A 16,064-nucleotide genomic window follows, 5' to 3' on the forward strand; every position below is an offset into this window, starting at 1 on the left:
ACAATATCACCACCCATATCATTGGTTATAGATTATGAAACTCGTGATATGGGTGGTGATGCTTCTTTAATTAGACTTAATGTACAAACCCTTAATAGTAATTTAGTTATGATAGATTATGCTCAACAACCTGCTCTATCTGCTCTGGTTATCCTTGCCAAATACTATGGTATTTCTGCAAGTCCAGCAGACATTATGCATCAGTTTTCTGATAATACAAAAGGAGACCTGAATGAAATTGAATGGATGTTGGCAGCAAAGAAATTGGAATTAAAGGTAAAGATTATAAAACAGCCTTTAGCTCGATTGTCAATGATAACACTTCCTGCTTTGGTGTGGTGTGATAATAAGCCCGATTTAGATCAAAATTTAAACTCTCATTTTATACTAACTAAAATTGATGGGGTGGGATCTGCTGCAAAATATCTCATCTATGATTTGATCGAAAATCGTCCTATGATATTAGATGCAAGTGAGTTTTCTGAAAGATATTCTGGTAAGTTAATGCTAGTAACTTCCCGTGCGTCAATATTGGGTTCATTGGCTAAATTTGATTTTACTTGGTTTATTCCTGCGGTAATCAAATATCGTTATATTTTTTTTGAAGTTATTATTATTTCAGTGGTGCTACAGATTTTTGCTCTGATTACGCCATTGTTTTTTCAGGTTGTGATGGATAAGGTATTGGTGCATCGTGGTTTTTCTACTCTGGATGTGGTAGCGATTGCCTTATTGGTAGTAAGTTTATTTGAAGTCATTTTAAGTGGTCTACGCACTTATATTTTTGCTCATACAACCTCTCGAATTGATGTAGAGCTAGGAGCACGATTATTTCGTCATCTACTCGCTTTACCACTTGCTTATTTTGAAAGCAGAAGGGTGGGTGATACGGTTGCACGCATACGGGAGCTGGAACATATCCGCAATTTCTTAACTGGTCAAGCTCTCACTTCAGTTTTAGATTTGGTGTTTTCTTTTATATTCTTGTTTGTAATGTGGTATTACAGCCCTACTTTAACACTGGTAGTTTTGGCATCATTACCAATATATGCGTTTTGGTCTGCCTTTATTAGCCCAATTTTACGCACTCGACTAAATGATCAATTTGCACGCAATGCAGATAATCAATCTTTTTTAGTGGAAAGTATTACTGCGGTTGGTACGGTAAAAGCAATGGCGGTTGAACCTCAAATGACCCGTCGCTGGGATAATCAATTAGCAGCTTATGTGGTTTCTAGTTTTCGGGTAGCTAAGTTGGCAATGGTTGGGCAGCAAGGAGTACAACTCATTCAAAAGATGGTTGTTGTGGCAACTCTATGGATTGGTGCAAAATTGGTAATTGAAGGCAAGCTATCGGTAGGTCAATTAATAGCATTTAATATGCTGGCAGGTCAGGTGGCCGCTCCTGTTATCCGCCTGGCACAGCTATGGCAAGATTTTCAGCAAGTAGGTATTTCAGTGGCGAGATTGGGTGATATTTTAAATACTCCAACTGAGCATTCTACATCTCGCTTAACTTTGCCTGATATTAAGGGTGATATTACATTTGAAAATGTTGATTTTCGCTACAAAATAGATGGGCATTTAATATTACAGAATTTAAATTTACAGATTAACGCTGGAGAGATACTAGGTATCGTAGGACGCTCTGGTTCAGGTAAATCAACATTGACAAAATTAGTACAGCGTTTATATGTACCAGAAAATGGGCGAATATTAGTTGATGGAAACGATTTGGCATTAGCTGATCCCGCTTGGCTGCGTCGCCAAGTGGGTGTTGTTTTGCAAGAAAATGTGTTACTCAATCGTAGTATTCGAGATAACATTGCCCTAACTGATACGGGCATGTCATTAGAGTTTATTATCCAGGCTGCCAAGATGTCTGGGGCACATGACTTTATTATGGAATTGCCTGAGGGTTATGATACGATTGTTGGAGAGCAAGGTGCAGGCTTGTCAGGTGGACAACGCCAGCGTATCGCTATTGCGCGTGCTTTAATTACAAATCCGCGTATTTTGATTTTTGATGAAGCTACCAGTGCATTAGACTATGAGTCGGAAAGAGCCATCATGCAAAATATGCAGGCAATTTGTCAAGATAGAACAGTCTTAATTATTGCACATCGCCTATCTACTGTAAAAATGGCACATCGCATTATTGCGATGGACAAAGGGAAGATTGTGGAGCAGGGTACACATCAAGAATTGTTGCAAAAAGAAGATGGTTACTATCGTTATTTATATGATTTGCAGAATGGATAAGTTTGTTCTATTAATGCTATTATTAAACATTCAAGGAAAATAATTCATGTTTATACAAGCACTTAAAGATTTTTTTATTCGTTATGTGACCGTTTGGCGAAATACATGGGCAGTGCGAGACCAACTAACTCCTCCTAAGCGTACTAAAGAAGAACTCGCTTTTCTTCCTGCACATCTAGAACTCACTGACACACCTGTATCCAGCTCTTCTAAGTGGACAGCTAGAATAATCATGATATTTGTCCTATTTGCTTTGCTATGGTCTTGGGTTGGACGGATTGATATTGTTGCCACAGCTTCGGGAAAAATTTCTTCAGGTAGTCGTAGTAAAACTATTCAATCTTTGGAAACAGCCATAGTTAAAGCCGTGTATGTGCGTGATGGTCAGAATGTTCAGCAAGGAGAGGTATTGGTAGATTTGGTGGCGGTTGGTTCAGATAGTGATGTCGCTCAGTCCGAAAAAGCCTTGCAATCAGCACAATTATCCAAACTACGCCTTGAAGCAATTTTATCAGCATTGAATCACCGTATCAGTCCTAAGATTGATTTAGCATATGCAAAGTCTTTAAATATTTTAGAATCGGAAATTAATGAAGCCCAAATTTTGGCCCAAAATCAATATCAAGCATGGTTGGCACAAGATGAACAATTAAAATTAATCTTAAAGGGGCATCAGGCGGAATTACAGTCTGCCCGATCTCAAGAACAAAAGTTGGTTGCGGTTGGTGCAATTGAACGCCAAAAGACTGATGACTATCGAAAGCTTAAAGCAGAGAACTTTATATCCGAGCATGCCTATCTGGAGCAAGAAAGTAAATTACTTAGCAATCAGAATGATTTACAAAGTACGCGTAGTCAGATTCAAAAAATACAAGCTGCAATCATGCAAGCTGAACAAAACCGTATGTTATATACTCAAAATCTAAAACGCGATACATTAGAATCTTTGCGTCAAACCAATGAGCAAATTAATCAATACACTGGTCAAACTAATAAAGCTAAGCAGCGTCAGAAATTGCTAAGTATTAAATCGCCTGTTAATGGTACCATACAAGAGTTAGCAACTTACACTTTAGGTGGAGTCGTACAAGCAGCACAAAAAATCATGGTTGTGGTGCCTAATGACAATCAAGTGGAAGTAGAGGTATTGGTGCTAAATAAAGATATCGGCTTTATAAAGGTTGGTCAGGATGTTATTGTCAAAGTTGAGAGTTTTCCTTATACTCGTTATGGTTATTTGACAGGCAAAATCAAAAGCATTAGCCATGATGCCGTAGAACACCAACATTTAGGACTGGTATATACTGCACTTGTTGCTCTTGATAAAAGCACATTAAATATAGATGGGGTAACAATCAACTTAACACCAGGGATGAATGTTACTGCTGAAATTAAAACGGGTAAACGCCGTGTTTTGGATTATATGTTAAGTCCATTGCAGACAAAAGTTGATGAAAGTTTTCGTGAGCGTTAATTTTTCCTGCACTTTTATTTAATTTGATAAACTGAGTATTGTAATAAGAATTGTTAAAAGCATCCGAATCAACCAGAGAAACCATGAGAAATATAAAAATGAAAAAGTATATTTATCCTTATTCACTTTCTTTACTCTTTTTTATGAATAGTTCTCCTACTTATGCGTTTAATTTGCAAGAAGCGTGGTTTGCTGCACAACAAAATTCTGCAGATTATCAGGAGGCGTTTTATCAAAAAAATGTTATTCAAGAAAAACAACGGCAGGCCAAATCAGTTTTCTATCCACATCTTTCTGGGAATATCAATTATCAGAATCAACCTCATTCTTCGACTTCTATTAAAGAAAATTATGGTTGGGATTTACAGCTTAGTCAAACTTTATTTGATGGAAGTGAGATTGCCAAATATCGTCAAAGTATCTACAATAGTAAGGTGGCTGAGAAAAATTATAGTGATGCTAAAGAGCAACTATTATACAATGTGGCAGAGAATTATTTTAATTTGTTACTTAGTAATGAAACAATCATTGCTTATACAGCAGAAAAAATATCTTATGAACAACAGGTTAGGCGTGCTCAGGCATTATTTGACAAAGGTGTTGCTACAGCACTAGATATACACGAAGCTCAAGCGGGTTATGACAATGCTGTAGCACAAGAGATTGCCGCAATTGCAAAAAGACAAATTTTGGAAAATCAGCTTAATAATTATACAGGGTTGGATAGTAAACAAATTGAGCCTATTTCTATCCTTGATCAAATTGATGATTATCTTTTACAGATTAAAAAATATAGCCTAGATGAATGGCAATCGATTGCTTTGGAGAATAATCATAGGTATTTAGCACAAAAATATGCTGTTAACAGCCAAGAAGAGGCTGTTAAAGCTGCTAAAAATAATCGTTTGCCTACACTCAAAGGGCAGATTAAATATCAAGATGTATCATCTCCCAATAACTACAAAGCTGATGATAAACAAAGAAATGCTACAATACAATTGCAGTTTCATATTCCTTTGTTCGCAGGTGGAGACCTAAATAGTAAAATAAGTGAAGCAATGAATCAATATGAGGCAACCTATGCTCAATTAGTTGCTATGGAGAGACAAATTAAACTGGCAATACGCCAAGCTTATGCTGAAAGTAATGCTATGTACCATCAAATTCTTGCACAAGAACGCGTACTTAAAAGCAGACAACTCCAACTCAAATCAACTGAAACAGGACAAATATACGGCATAAGAAACCATTTGGAGGTAATACAGGCTAGGCAGGGAGTAACAGAGGCAGAGCAAAAACTTGCAGAGACTAAATATAAATTCTTGATGGCTTACCTCACACTTATTAAAGAAAGTGGTTTAGAGTTGGAAGAGAATATAAACATTATTTGATCGAATTGGCTAAACTTTGAATTAAGCCAAGGGTGTACTAAAAGATAAAATCTGCGTTTTGGTGATTTTAGATTGTCAACAAAACATAATTATTTTGCGTTTTTAATAATACATCATACCAAATTAATGGCATGATGTATTATTAATATTATGATTCGCTTGTTTCTGCCGATTCTATTTCAGCATCAACGCTTGGCATGGCGGTTAGCATGGGCAACTCATTAAATACTTTACAAAATAGCTCGGCGGTTTTTTGGGTGTCGTATAATGCTGAGTGGGCATGATTATTATCAAAGTCAATGCCTGCCATGACGCAAGTCCTTGCTAGTACTGTATGACCGTATGCCAAAGCGGATAGGCTTGCTGTGTCTAGTACGCTAAACGCATGAAAGGGCGAATGATTTTTGCTATTGGTGCGGGCGATGGCGGCATTTAAGAAGGTAAGGTCAAAATGAGCATTATGCCCCACCAAGATACACTGACGGCAATCAAACTGCTTACGAACTTCTTTAAGTGCTTTAAAAATGCGTCTTAGGGCGATTTTTTCATTCTCGCTGATTGCCTTGCGAAAGGGACTATCAGGATTGATGCCTGTAAATTTTAAGGCGGCAGGCTCAAGGTTCGCTCCAGCAAATGGCTCAATATGGGCGTTTAGTGGCTCGCCTTGATACAGATTGCCTGTATCATCCATCAAGATGGGAATGCAAGCAATCTCAAGCAGGGCGTCTGTTTGAGCGTTAAAGCCTGCAGTCTCAACATCAACCACCACAGGCATAAAGCCACGAAAACGCTCTTTTAGGGTTGTTGGTTTATTGGCGAACTTTGTCATCACAACACCTGTCTCCAAGCTAGGGTCTGACCTGCCAATAGTGGCGTAAGCGTCTTGCCATCTAAGTAGTCATAGGACTCTGTGACGGTTTGTTCTTGTTTAGCTAGAGTAATGGTGCTGGTATTGATAGGCAAGCCATAGAAGCTAGCCCCAAAACGACTGGCAAAACCTTCTAGTTTATCCAAAGCCCCTACGCTTTCAAAGGCGGTGGCATAAAGTGGTAGAGCGTGTACGGCAGAATAGCAGCCAGCACAGCCACAAGCGGACTCTTTGGTGTGGGTAGCGTGAGGTGCAGAGTCTGTACCCAAGAAAAATTTGGGATTGCCAGAGGTAGCAACTTCTAACAAGCGTTGCTGATGCTTTGCTCGTTTTAAAATCGGTAAACAATAAAAGTGTGGTTTAACACCGCCAACGAGTAGATGATTGCGATTAAATAATAAATGTTGAGGTGTAATGGTCGCTGCGATGTGCTTGTCTTGTGCCAAGCAAAAATCAGCAGCATCGGCAGTGGTGATGTGCTCCATGACGATTTTTAACTCAGGAAAATGTTTGATAATGACGGATAAAATCTCGTCCAAAAAACGCTTTTCACGATCAAAGATATCCACATCGCTATGAGTAACCTCTCCATGCACCAGTAATGGAATGCCGTGTTTTTGCATGGCTTCAAATACAACCGCTCGCCCCAAAATATCAGTAACGCCATCTGATGAGTTGGTGGTTGCTCCTGCAGGATAAAGCTTGACGGCTTGCACCACGCCTGAGACTTTGGCACGCTCAATTTCATCAGGCGTGGTCTGATCGGTCAGATATAGCACCATGCGTGGGTCAAATTGGTCTTTACGAGTTTTGCTGATGTCCGCCTTTGCCAAAGCAGTCAAAATCCGCTCTCGGTAGGCAATGGCGTCTGCGGTTGTCTTGATGGGTGGCACAAGGTTTGGCATGCAGATGATGCGGTTAAAACTTGTGGCGGCGTGCGGTACGGTAGTGCGTAAAGCATCACCATCACGCAGATGAATGTGCCAATCGTCTGGCTGAATCAGGGTAAGTGTGGTCATGGTTGGTTCGTTATTGACTGACTAATGATGAATGATAATGACTATTTATTGTTAATATTTGGTATTTTAGCATGAAATGGGTGGGGTGTACGAATATTTGTAGTATATTTTGCAAGTTGCATGACTGTGTGAGTACATAAATGATACTTGCGTTACAAAAGACAAGTCATTGATTTTTTGTGATACTCAAAAGGTTGTAACCATTTTTATGCCATTTGTATTATCCAAGGCAGGGTAGCATCTGCATCTGGGTGCGTGGTACTTTTCGTTGGTATAAATTTATTTAATATGTCAACAAAAAAGCACACACAATATCAGTGTGTGCTTTTGGGGAAAATGGGCTACTTTTGTTCAAGTTGCGGCACAGCATTGCCACTACCTACACCAAGCAGACCTGTTTGGGTATAGATGGCTAGCTTATGGCGAGTATCGGTGATGTCTAGATTACGCATGGTCAGCTGTCCGATACGATCTAGTGGTGTAAATGCTGCATCTTCAACTTTTTCCATAGATAGGCGTTCTGGTTGATAGGTTAAGTTGTCAGATTCGGTGTTTAGGATACTGTAGTCGTTGCCACGACGCAACTCTAGCGTTACTGCACCTGTGATGGCACGAGCCACCCAACGCTGGGCGGTTTCTCTTAGCATGAGTGCTTGGCTATCAAACCAGCGACCTTGATATAGCAGACGACCCAAACGCAGACCATTGATTCGGTATTGTTCGATGGTGTCTTCGTTGTGAATGCCTGTTACCAGACGCTCATAGGCGATGTGTAATAGTGCCATGCCAGGGGCTTCATAGATGCCACGAGATTTGGCTTCGATAATTCGGTTTTCGATTTGGTCGGTCATACCCAAACCATGACGGCCGCCGATTTCGTTGGCTTTTAGGATTAGGTCAACAAGATTGTTGATGCGTTCGCCATTGATGGCAACAGGCACACCTTCTTCAAAAGTAACGCTCACCTCTTCAGCATCAATCTTGACATTCTCATCCCAATAGCGTACGCCCATGATGGGTTCAACAATCTTATGGCTGGCGTTTAAGAATTCCAAATCTTTAGCTTCATGCGTAGCTCCAAGCATATTGCTATCGGTAGAATAGGCTTTTTCTTTACTCATTTTATAATCAAAGCCGTTATCAATCAAAAACTGGCTCATCTCAGCTCGGCCGCCAAGCTCATCGATGAAAGATTGGTCAAGCCATGGTTTATAAATCTTTAATTCTGGGTTGGCAAGCAGACCATAGCGATAAAAACGCTCAATGTCATTGCCTTTATAAGTTGAGCCATCACCCCAAATATTAACCTCATCTTCACGCATGGCAGTAACCAGCATGGTGCCTGTTACTGCACGACCTAACGGCGTGGTGTTAAAATAAGGCATTCCGCCTGTGGTTATATGAAATGCACCGCAGGCAATGGCGGCAATGCCTTCTTGGGCAAGCTGCATACGGCAATCAATCAGGCGTGCCTTAATTGCACCGTACTGCTCGGCTTTGGCAGGGATGGCGTTGTAGTCGTCCTCGTCAGGCTGACCTAGATTGGCAGTGTAAGCATATGGCAAAGCACCTTTTTGCTTCATCCAAAGTAAGGCGGCGGAAGTATCAAGACCGCCAGAAAAAGCGATACCAACTTTTTGACCTTCAGGCAGGTGCTGTAAGATGGTAGTAGTAGTTGACATAAAAAACTCCAAAAAATAATGAAAATTTCAAAAATTATAGCACTTTTACTGGGCTTTTGGGGTTGATTTTTTATTTTTTTAAAAAATTACTGATTACACGAGAAAGTGTAAAAAACATGAATAAGTATAAAAAATGATAAGAAAACATGAAAAGATGATAAATTTACCATCATTTCTTAAGAAAATAGGGAAAAATCTGGCAAAATTTGCTAAACTAACATTTTATAAAATATCTATCATTTTTTAACTTAATACTCCTTGAAATTTTTATTGAATTGTTATTATCTAGGTGGTCATGAATTCAACCGCAGACAGCATTCATTTACACATTGATACCACTTGCCAAAAACTTAGTGTTTTTAGGGGTAAGGGGCTTGTTTGTGCCTTTAGCATATCCACCGCTAAAAATGGAGTGGGGCAGTTTGAGGGGACGGGGTGTACACCACTTGGCAGGCATATAATCAGTGATAAAATCGGTGGTGAATATCCTGTTGGTGCAGTCTTTGTTGGTAGGCGATTTACAGGCGAGATTTATGATGACAAACTTGGGCGGGCATATTCTGATAGAGATTGGATTTTGAGCCGTATTTTGTGGTTAAAAGGCACAGAAGATGGGTATAATCTGGGTAAAACAGCAGATGGCATGGTCTGTGATACGCACGCACGCTATATCTACATACATGGCACGCCTGATACTGAGCCGATGGGTGTGCCGATGTCGCATGGCTGTGTGCGTATGCGTAATAGTGATGTAGTGCGACTATATGACATGGTTGGTGTGGGTACGCCTGTGCTGATTGTATAGTAAGCAGGTGGCACAACATGGGTGTGTGCTGATGAGTTTTTAATCGTAAGATGATAAGGGCAATCATGAACCTACAAAAAGTTGATTTAAACCTACTGGTACATCTTGATGTATTGCTACGAGAAAAGAATGTTACTCGTGCTGCCGAACAGCTTGGTATCACCCAGCCTGCGATGAGTAATATTCTGCGTAGGCTTCGCTCTTTATTTAATGATCCGCTATTGGTGCGTTCAAGTGAAGGCATGACCCCTACCGAGCGAGCAGGCGAACTACAGCCACGCATTCGTGAAATTCTCTCTGATGTCAGCACTCTGCTTGAGCCACGCACAGAGTTTCGCCCTTATAGTACATCTAGAGTATTTCGCATCATGACCTCTGATTATGCCGAGGCGACTTTAGTGCCACGCTTGGTCAAGGCACTTCGTAGCGAAGCACCGAATGTCATTTTGGACTTTTTAACTCCATCTGATGTGTCCTACCAAGACATGGAGCAAGGGCGTGTGGACTTGGCGATTAACCGCTTTAATGAAATCCCTCAAAGCTTTCATCAAGTACTGGTATGGCGTGATACTTTTAGTTGTTTGTTATCAGCAGACAGTCCATATGTGAGCAGATTTAATCTCAAAAACTACCTAAAAGCCCAGCATGTTTGGGTGTCTAAGACAGGCATGGGTGTGGGTTTTGGGGTCAATCCTGAAAAATCAGGTGGTCTAGGCTCTATTGATCAAGCCTTGCAACGACTAGGACAAAAACGCCGAATTAGTGTTTTTACTCGCCACTATCAGATGCCCGCCATGCTTGCTGCCAATAAAGATTTGATTGCAACTTTGCCGACTCGTGTCGCCAAGCTACAAGCACACAACAATCCACAGATTATTGTCAAAGAACCGCCATTCTTTATTCCAGAGTTTGAACTCACAATGGCATGGTCGCCCTTGCTGCAGCACCACTCTGCACACCGCTGGTTAAGACAGTTGATTTTACATGTGGCTCGTCAGGTTATTGCAGAAGAAGAAAAGGCTGATGATTACCAAAGCGGTCAATCTGATGTATTGTTTGATGATTTGAATAATAAATTTGGATTTTAAGAACAAAGAAGATGAAGGATGCAAAAGGTAAATGGTAAAAAAAGGGTGAATGATGCAAGCCATAAAACCATTACCAAACATAAAAAACCCTAGCTGATTACTGGGTTTTTTATGGTTATTTTTTGGATTTTTGCTGTTTTAAGATGGTATGGTTGTTATGAAAGTTGCTATTAATATTACTGGTTTTGCTGATTAAATCGTTTGTCTCTTTGGTCGGGTAAGGCACCATCATTATCATCAAAGCTAGATAATGGAGCCATGACGGCATTTTTGGCAGGGAGTTTTTGCACATGAATCAGTCGCCAGTTGTGAATGCCATCATTATTGACTTGTAGGTAATATTTGGCAGGTGTATCATCAAGATAGACCTTGCCCTCATAGATATTATCGCTGATATGTCTGATGCTAAAATCCCTGTCTTTACTCTCATCGGTGGCGTGTGAAATACTAACGGCAAGAAGTTTTGGGTATTGTAGTGGTGTGCCGTCTTTTAGTTTTCCGCTTTGTAGGCTGTCTTTAGGGTAGCGAAGTTCAAACCTAACCTTATCACCATCAAAACGCATCACACCAGAGATATCAAGGTCATGTGCCAGCTTATCTCGTGTGGCGTCTTGATAGAGAGTTTTGCCGTCCATGTACCAATCATCTCGTACGGTACTGTCTTGAATCTTGATGGAATAGCCGATAAAAAACAGGCAAACCACCACCACAAAAGCAGGCAGACCAACCACAAAAATAGTCATAAAAGGGTTTTTGTACCAAGGTTCTTTTTGAGATGTTTGTTTTTGGTTAGTATTCATGATAATGAGGCTATAAAAAAATTTACTCTATTTTAGCATATTTTTAATCAAGCCAAAATATTGTTAGTTTAAAAATTCCAAATGTAAGATGGTTTAAACTTAATATATCTTAAAAGCTGATTGGCACTAGCATCTTTAGCTAAAACCAATCCATCCTTGATGATTGTCTAACTCTCATCAACAACCACAAAAAACACCCCAAGAAAGATACTTGGAGTGTTTGCTTGGTTTTAATGACTGGCACTGTGTTTATTGTTTTGGTTGATGGATAAAATTATCATCAGCACTGGCACTATATTTGCCATCTTCGGTATAGACCGTGATGGTGATTGGTGTTGTGCCAGCTTTGATGATATTGGCATCACCGATGATACTGACAGGCAAATCATACGGCTCATTCGCCTGCAATGGGATTTGTTTGAAGCGAGACTGTAGCGTCAATCCTTCGGTAGGCTCTAGGCGTACCTTGTAAATTTGCCTTTCGTCTGTTTTGTTGACGATTTTTAGGACATAGCTGTTTTCTACTTTTCCATGCTTGACAGTGCTGATTTGTCTGCGGTCATGGCGAATTTCCATCTCCAATGGTGCACGACCTGTAGCGACCAATGTCGCTGCGGTGATGGCGGCACCTAGTACAAATATATAGGCAAAGATACGAGGGCTGATGACTTTGGTTTTTTGTTTTTCGAGCAGTTGTCGCTCGGTGGTGTAGCGTATCAGTCCACGAGGATAGCCCACTTTGTCCATGATTTCATTACACGCATCAACACAAGCAGCACACTGAATACATTCCACCTGCAATCCATCACGGATATCAATCCCTGTTGGACATACTTGAACGCACATGCTGCAATCTACGCAGTCGCCATAACCCTCTGGGTGATCACCTCGTTTGCGTGCACCACGAGGCTCACCTCGTTCGTAGTCGTAGGAGACCAGTAGCGTGTCTTTGTCAAACATTACCGACTGGAAGCGACCATAGGGGCATAGATGTACACACATATGTTCACGCATATAGCCTGCATTGGTCTGAGTTACAAAGGTGATTAATATAAAAAACACCCAAGTAATTTTGCCCCAACCCATAAAAAATGGCGTATGCCCATTAAAGAACAGATAATCTGTTCCTACAATAAAGGCGATGAATGTCAAAGCAGTAATCGCAGAGAACACTAGCCAAACACCATGGATAAGCAGTGTTTTTAGGATTTTTTGAGTATTCCAAGGTGCTTTGTCAAACTTGATGCGTTGATTGCGTTCGCCGATGACCCATTTTTCTATATGCTGATACAGATGTACATAGATGGTCTGTGGGCAGGCATAGCCACACCACACACGCCCAGCATATACCGTAACCATAAATAGCGTCATGGCAGCAATGATGAACACGAATGCAAAGAAATAAAAATCCTGTGGCATAAAAGTTGCCCCAAAGATATGAAACCTTGGTTCAATCACATCTAATAAAATCGCCTGTCTGCCATTCCAGCGAATCCAAGGTGCAACCAAAAAACCAACTAATATCGCATACATCACCACAAGACGGATATTTTGGTATTTACCCTTGGCAAAGCGTGGGTGCACACGATGTTTTGTCGCATCCATGTCTTTAGAATGTGGAATGATTTTTTCTGGAGGTGGGCGTTGTTTTTTTGGTTTTTTTGGGGTGAGTTCTGCGGGTGCTGGCTTGGACGCTTGGTCTGCTTGATTGGCTGGCACCTTTGACTGGTTTTGTGAGTCTGGCATATAGACACCTTGTATGGCTGACTGTAAATATATCGGTTGATAAAATCAGCAAAATTGCTTGATGTGTTCTTAGGTCTTATTTTTATATCTTGGCGTTATTATAGCATTTTTGATAAATAGAAAGCGTAACTTTTGACTGATTATTTTATAATATGAAACACTATTTATCCAAATCCTAAAAACACCCAAATTTGAGTAGTTTTTAGGATTATGTCTAGACAAATGCATAAAACTTGAATAAAACCTTAAAACAGGATAGTTGTCATTAAAACTCAGTATGGCTTAAAATTTCCTTAAAGAGTGCTTTTTGTTCAGGGCTTGGTTTGGCAGATTGCAACGACATGATGGCACTCATGTCGCCATCAATGCGGATTTTGCCCATCATAAAGGCTTCTATGGCAATATTAGTGTCGCCTGTTTGTATGATGTCTTTAAGTGTTTGTTGGTCAATTCTGATGGTGCTAACAGCGTGTTCTGCATGACCTTGGTGGATTTTACCATCTTGTAGGTGTAGTAGGGCAGAGGTGTCTTGTTCAATGGTAATATTAATGATGAGTGTCTGCAAGGTGGGTGGTAGGTTTAGTTCACCAGTTTGGGCGTTAAGTTGGCTTACAACATCAAACCATGCCTGTGATAAAAATTGTGCCATTGGGTCATCTCCAAGATTCTTAAAATAAATAGTAGGGCAAGCCAACTTTAAATAACGATTGCGTCATGGGGTTGGCTTGTGCATCATGGGTGTATTATAAATCAAAAAACCGTCAATTAAATGGCTAAATGTCATAAAATTCAAACGCAAAGGGCGGTACAGGAAGTGATGACCAAATTGTAAATATTTGTGACAGATGACAGATACCTTGCATTGGCTATTCAAAAATCATGATTACCGACCATTTTGCCATCCAAATATCCCCTAAATTCAAGTTTTTGTTTTAAAAAAATCCGTCAAGATGGGCTGAAAATGGATAAAAATGCCTAAAATCACAAAATTTTGCTAAAAATTCAATTATTTTTACAAAAGATAGCCTAAAAATTACATTTGTGTTGTATAATAAAAGCTGAGAAGTATTGTTAATACCCTATTAGCAATATGGAATTAAAATAGGTTTGGTTTGCACAATATTAAATAGTGCTACCAAATCATGCAAGCCAAGCAATTCATCAGCCAAGCAAGCATAACTAATACACATTGTATAGATTTGATGATCTTTGTTGTATTTTCCTTAAAAAAATTAAGGGTTTTTATCTTGGCTGGCTTGTAAGTTGATGATATTTGTATTGCTTTGCGTTAAAATATATAAAAGTACAAATCAAAAAGCGTTGATTTTATCGCTGATGGCTGATTGATGATGAAGATAAATTAGACAGCATCAAGCAACATCAGCAATGAAATTCGCTATACAAATCGGGCTGCACAGGAAAATATCCAATGAGTCTAACTAATACAGCAGTAGCACCGAATATTGACCGTGAGTATGAAATCACTATTGTGCGTTTCTTTACCATCATGGCAGTATTTTGGGGCATCGTTGGCATGACAGTGGGTGTGCTTATCGCATCACAGCTTGCATGGCCAGCTTTAAACTTTGATACATCTTGGCTATCTTTTGGACGCTTAAGACCGCTACATACCAATGCGGTGATTTTTGCGTTTGGGGGGTCAGCACTTTTTGCAACATCTTATTACATCGTTCAGCGTACCTGTCAGACACGCTTGTTCGCTCCATATTTGGCTTGGTTCACATTTTGGGGCTGGCAAGCCATCATTGTCTCGGCGGTTATTACCTTGCCTTTGGGCATTACTTCTAGTAAAGAATATGCTGAGCTAGAATGGCCGATTGATATCGCTATTGCATTGGTGTGGGTTGCTTATGCTATTGTGTTTTTTGGTACTTTGATTAAGCGTCAAACTGCGCATATCTATGTGGCAAACTGGTTTTTTGCCGCCTTTATCATCACGATTGCACTACTTCATATCGTGAATAACTTGGCGGTGCCAGTAGGTCTATTCAAGTCATATTCGCTATATGGCGGTGCGACAGATGCGATGGTTCAATGGTGGTATGGTCATAATGCGGTAGGCTTTTATCTGACGGCTGCTTTCTTGGGCATGATGTATTACTTTATTCCTGTGCAGGTTGGTCGCCCTGTTTATTCTTACCGTTTATCTATTGTTCACTTTTGGGCATTAATTGCTTCTTATATGTGGGCAGGCGGACACCACTTGCATTATTCAGCATTACCTGACTGGACTCAGTCTTTAGGTATGGTGTTCTCGCTTATCCTGTTTGCACCTTCTTGGGGTGGTATGATTAATGGTGTTTTGACACTGTCAGGCAGTTGGGACAAATTGCGTACTGACCCAATCATCCGCTTCTTGATTGTGGCACTTTCTTTCTATGCCATGAGTACCTTTGAAGGTCCAATGCTTTCTATCAAAGCTGTAAACGCTATCAGCCATAACACTGATTGGACGGTAGGTCATGTGCATTCTGGAGCACTTGGCTGGGTGGGTATGGTTACCATTGGTTCTATCTATGTGCTATTGCCGCGTATTTGGAACAAAGCAAAAATGTACTCAACCAATCTTATTACGGTACACTTTTGGCTTGCGACTACAGGTACGGTTCTATATATCGTAGCACTATGGATTTCTGGTATTACTCAAGGTATGATGTGGCGTGCTACCAACCCAGATGGTACTTTGGCTTATGACTTTATCCAAACCGTTGTTGTATCACATTGGCCGTTCGTGGTGCGTACATTGGGTGGGGCGTTGTATGTTGCAGGTATGCTTGTGATGGCTTATAACTGCTATAAGACCATTAAAATGCCGAGCATTCCTGAAAAAATCGCCAAGCCTGATGAGGTAAACACAGGTCGTGATGAAGTATTTGATAATGACACCATCAAGGCTTAAGGGGAAAAT

12 protein-coding genes are annotated in these 16,064 nt (G+C 40.3%); 6 read left to right on the forward strand and 6 right to left on the reverse strand.

Annotated elements, in window-relative coordinates:
- Window positions 1-48: 48 nt before the first annotated feature.
- From LU276_RS02850 to LU276_RS02860, 3 genes are all read left to right on the forward strand, one after another.
- On the forward strand, window positions 49-2,262 hold the full coding sequence (locus LU276_RS02850) for a type I secretion system permease/ATPase (protein WP_284674162.1): 2,214 nt from the start codon (window positions 49-51) through the stop codon (window positions 2,260-2,262).
- 46 nt (window positions 2,263-2,308) lie between these two features.
- Window positions 2,309-3,736 (forward strand): HlyD family type I secretion periplasmic adaptor subunit, encoded by a 1,428-nt coding sequence (locus tag LU276_RS02855; protein WP_284674163.1) that lies wholly within the window; start codon window positions 2,309-2,311, stop codon window positions 3,734-3,736.
- Between the two features lie 83 nt (window positions 3,737-3,819).
- Window positions 3,820-5,127 (forward strand): TolC family protein, encoded by a 1,308-nt coding sequence (locus tag LU276_RS02860; protein ID WP_284674164.1) that lies wholly within the window; start codon window positions 3,820-3,822, stop codon window positions 5,125-5,127.
- Window positions 5,128-5,275: 148 nt separating this feature from the next.
- Here LU276_RS02860 and rnt read toward each other — a convergent pair whose 3' ends face one another.
- The 3 genes from rnt to argG form a co-directional block, all read right to left on the reverse strand.
- Window positions 5,276-5,956: a ribonuclease T gene (gene rnt / locus LU276_RS02865; protein ID WP_284674165.1), complete on the reverse strand. Its 681-nt coding sequence runs from the start codon at window positions 5,954-5,956 to the stop codon at window positions 5,276-5,278.
- The gene (gene pyrC, locus LU276_RS02870) at window positions 5,956-7,014 is read right to left on the reverse strand and encodes a dihydroorotase (RefSeq protein WP_284674166.1); all 1,059 of its coding nucleotides are present in this window, start codon (window positions 7,012-7,014) and stop codon (window positions 5,956-5,958) included. Before pyrC ends, rnt begins: the two co-directional genes overlap by 1 nt.
- A gap of 341 nt (window positions 7,015-7,355) precedes the next feature.
- A complete protein-coding gene (gene argG, locus LU276_RS02875; RefSeq protein WP_284674167.1) occupies window positions 7,356-8,696 on the reverse strand; it encodes an argininosuccinate synthase in 1,341 nt (446 codons plus the stop codon).
- Window positions 8,697-8,991: 295 nt separating this feature from the next.
- Between argG and LU276_RS02880 the strand changes: the two genes are divergently transcribed.
- Window positions 8,992-9,501: a L,D-transpeptidase gene (locus tag LU276_RS02880; RefSeq protein ID WP_284674168.1), complete on the forward strand. Its 510-nt coding sequence runs from the start codon at window positions 8,992-8,994 to the stop codon at window positions 9,499-9,501.
- Between the two features lie 65 nt (window positions 9,502-9,566).
- Window positions 9,567-10,589 (forward strand): LysR family transcriptional regulator, encoded by a 1,023-nt coding sequence (locus LU276_RS02885; protein ID WP_284674169.1) that lies wholly within the window; start codon window positions 9,567-9,569, stop codon window positions 10,587-10,589.
- Window positions 10,590-10,765: 176 nt separating this feature from the next.
- Here the strand turns inward: LU276_RS02885 and LU276_RS02890 are convergent, their stop codons facing one another.
- The 3 genes from LU276_RS02890 to LU276_RS02900 form a co-directional block, all read right to left on the reverse strand.
- Window positions 10,766-11,389: a FixH family protein gene (locus tag LU276_RS02890; protein ID WP_284674170.1), complete on the reverse strand. Its 624-nt coding sequence runs from the start codon at window positions 11,387-11,389 to the stop codon at window positions 10,766-10,768.
- A gap of 249 nt (window positions 11,390-11,638) precedes the next feature.
- Window positions 11,639-12,994: a cytochrome c oxidase accessory protein CcoG gene (ccoG, locus tag LU276_RS02895; RefSeq protein WP_284674561.1), complete on the reverse strand. Its 1,356-nt coding sequence runs from the start codon at window positions 12,992-12,994 to the stop codon at window positions 11,639-11,641.
- Window positions 12,995-13,400: 406 nt separating this feature from the next.
- The gene (locus LU276_RS02900; protein WP_284674171.1) at window positions 13,401-13,784 is read right to left on the reverse strand and encodes an SCP2 sterol-binding domain-containing protein; all 384 of its coding nucleotides are present in this window, start codon (window positions 13,782-13,784) and stop codon (window positions 13,401-13,403) included.
- A 780-nt stretch (window positions 13,785-14,564) separates the two neighbouring features.
- On the opposite strand from LU276_RS02900, the gene ccoN reads away from it, so the two are divergent.
- Window positions 14,565-16,055, forward strand: a complete 1,491-nt coding sequence (gene ccoN / locus LU276_RS02905; RefSeq protein ID WP_284674172.1) for a cytochrome-c oxidase, cbb3-type subunit I — start codon at window positions 14,565-14,567, stop codon at window positions 16,053-16,055.
- The last annotated feature ends 9 nt before the right edge of the window (window positions 16,056-16,064 follow it).

The organism is Moraxella haemolytica, from assembly GCF_030177935.1.
In the GTDB taxonomy this organism is placed as follows: Bacteria; Pseudomonadota; Gammaproteobacteria; order Pseudomonadales; family Moraxellaceae; genus Moraxella; species Moraxella haemolytica.

What these genes read in the sequence shown, in the direction of transcription:
- LU276_RS02850 (WP_284674162.1), top strand. Translation starts at nt 49, where the DNA reads ATGGGTGGTGATGCTTCTTTAATTAGACTTAATGTACAAACCCTTAAT.
- LU276_RS02855 (WP_284674163.1), top strand. Translation starts at nt 2,309, where the DNA reads ATGTTTATACAAGCACTTAAAGATTTTTTTATTCGTTATGTGACCGTT.
- LU276_RS02860 (WP_284674164.1), top strand. Translation starts at nt 3,820, where the DNA reads ATGAGAAATATAAAAATGAAAAAGTATATTTATCCTTATTCACTTTCT.
- rnt (WP_284674165.1), bottom strand. Translation starts at nt 5,956, where the DNA reads ATGACAAAGTTCGCCAATAAACCAACAACCCTAAAAGAGCGTTTTCGT.
- pyrC (WP_284674166.1), bottom strand. Translation starts at nt 7,014, where the DNA reads ATGACCACACTTACCCTGATTCAGCCAGACGATTGGCACATTCATCTG.
- argG (WP_284674167.1), bottom strand. Translation starts at nt 8,696, where the DNA reads ATGTCAACTACTACTACCATCTTACAGCACCTGCCTGAAGGTCAAAAA.
- LU276_RS02880 (WP_284674168.1), top strand. Translation starts at nt 8,992, where the DNA reads ATGAATTCAACCGCAGACAGCATTCATTTACACATTGATACCACTTGC.
- LU276_RS02885 (WP_284674169.1), top strand. Translation starts at nt 9,567, where the DNA reads ATGAACCTACAAAAAGTTGATTTAAACCTACTGGTACATCTTGATGTA.
- LU276_RS02890 (WP_284674170.1), bottom strand. Translation starts at nt 11,389, where the DNA reads ATGAATACTAACCAAAAACAAACATCTCAAAAAGAACCTTGGTACAAA.
- ccoG (WP_284674561.1), bottom strand. Translation starts at nt 12,994, where the DNA reads ATGGATGCGACAAAACATCGTGTGCACCCACGCTTTGCCAAGGGTAAA.
- LU276_RS02900 (WP_284674171.1), bottom strand. Translation starts at nt 13,784, where the DNA reads ATGGCACAATTTTTATCACAGGCATGGTTTGATGTTGTAAGCCAACTT.
- ccoN (WP_284674172.1), top strand. Translation starts at nt 14,565, where the DNA reads ATGAGTCTAACTAATACAGCAGTAGCACCGAATATTGACCGTGAGTAT.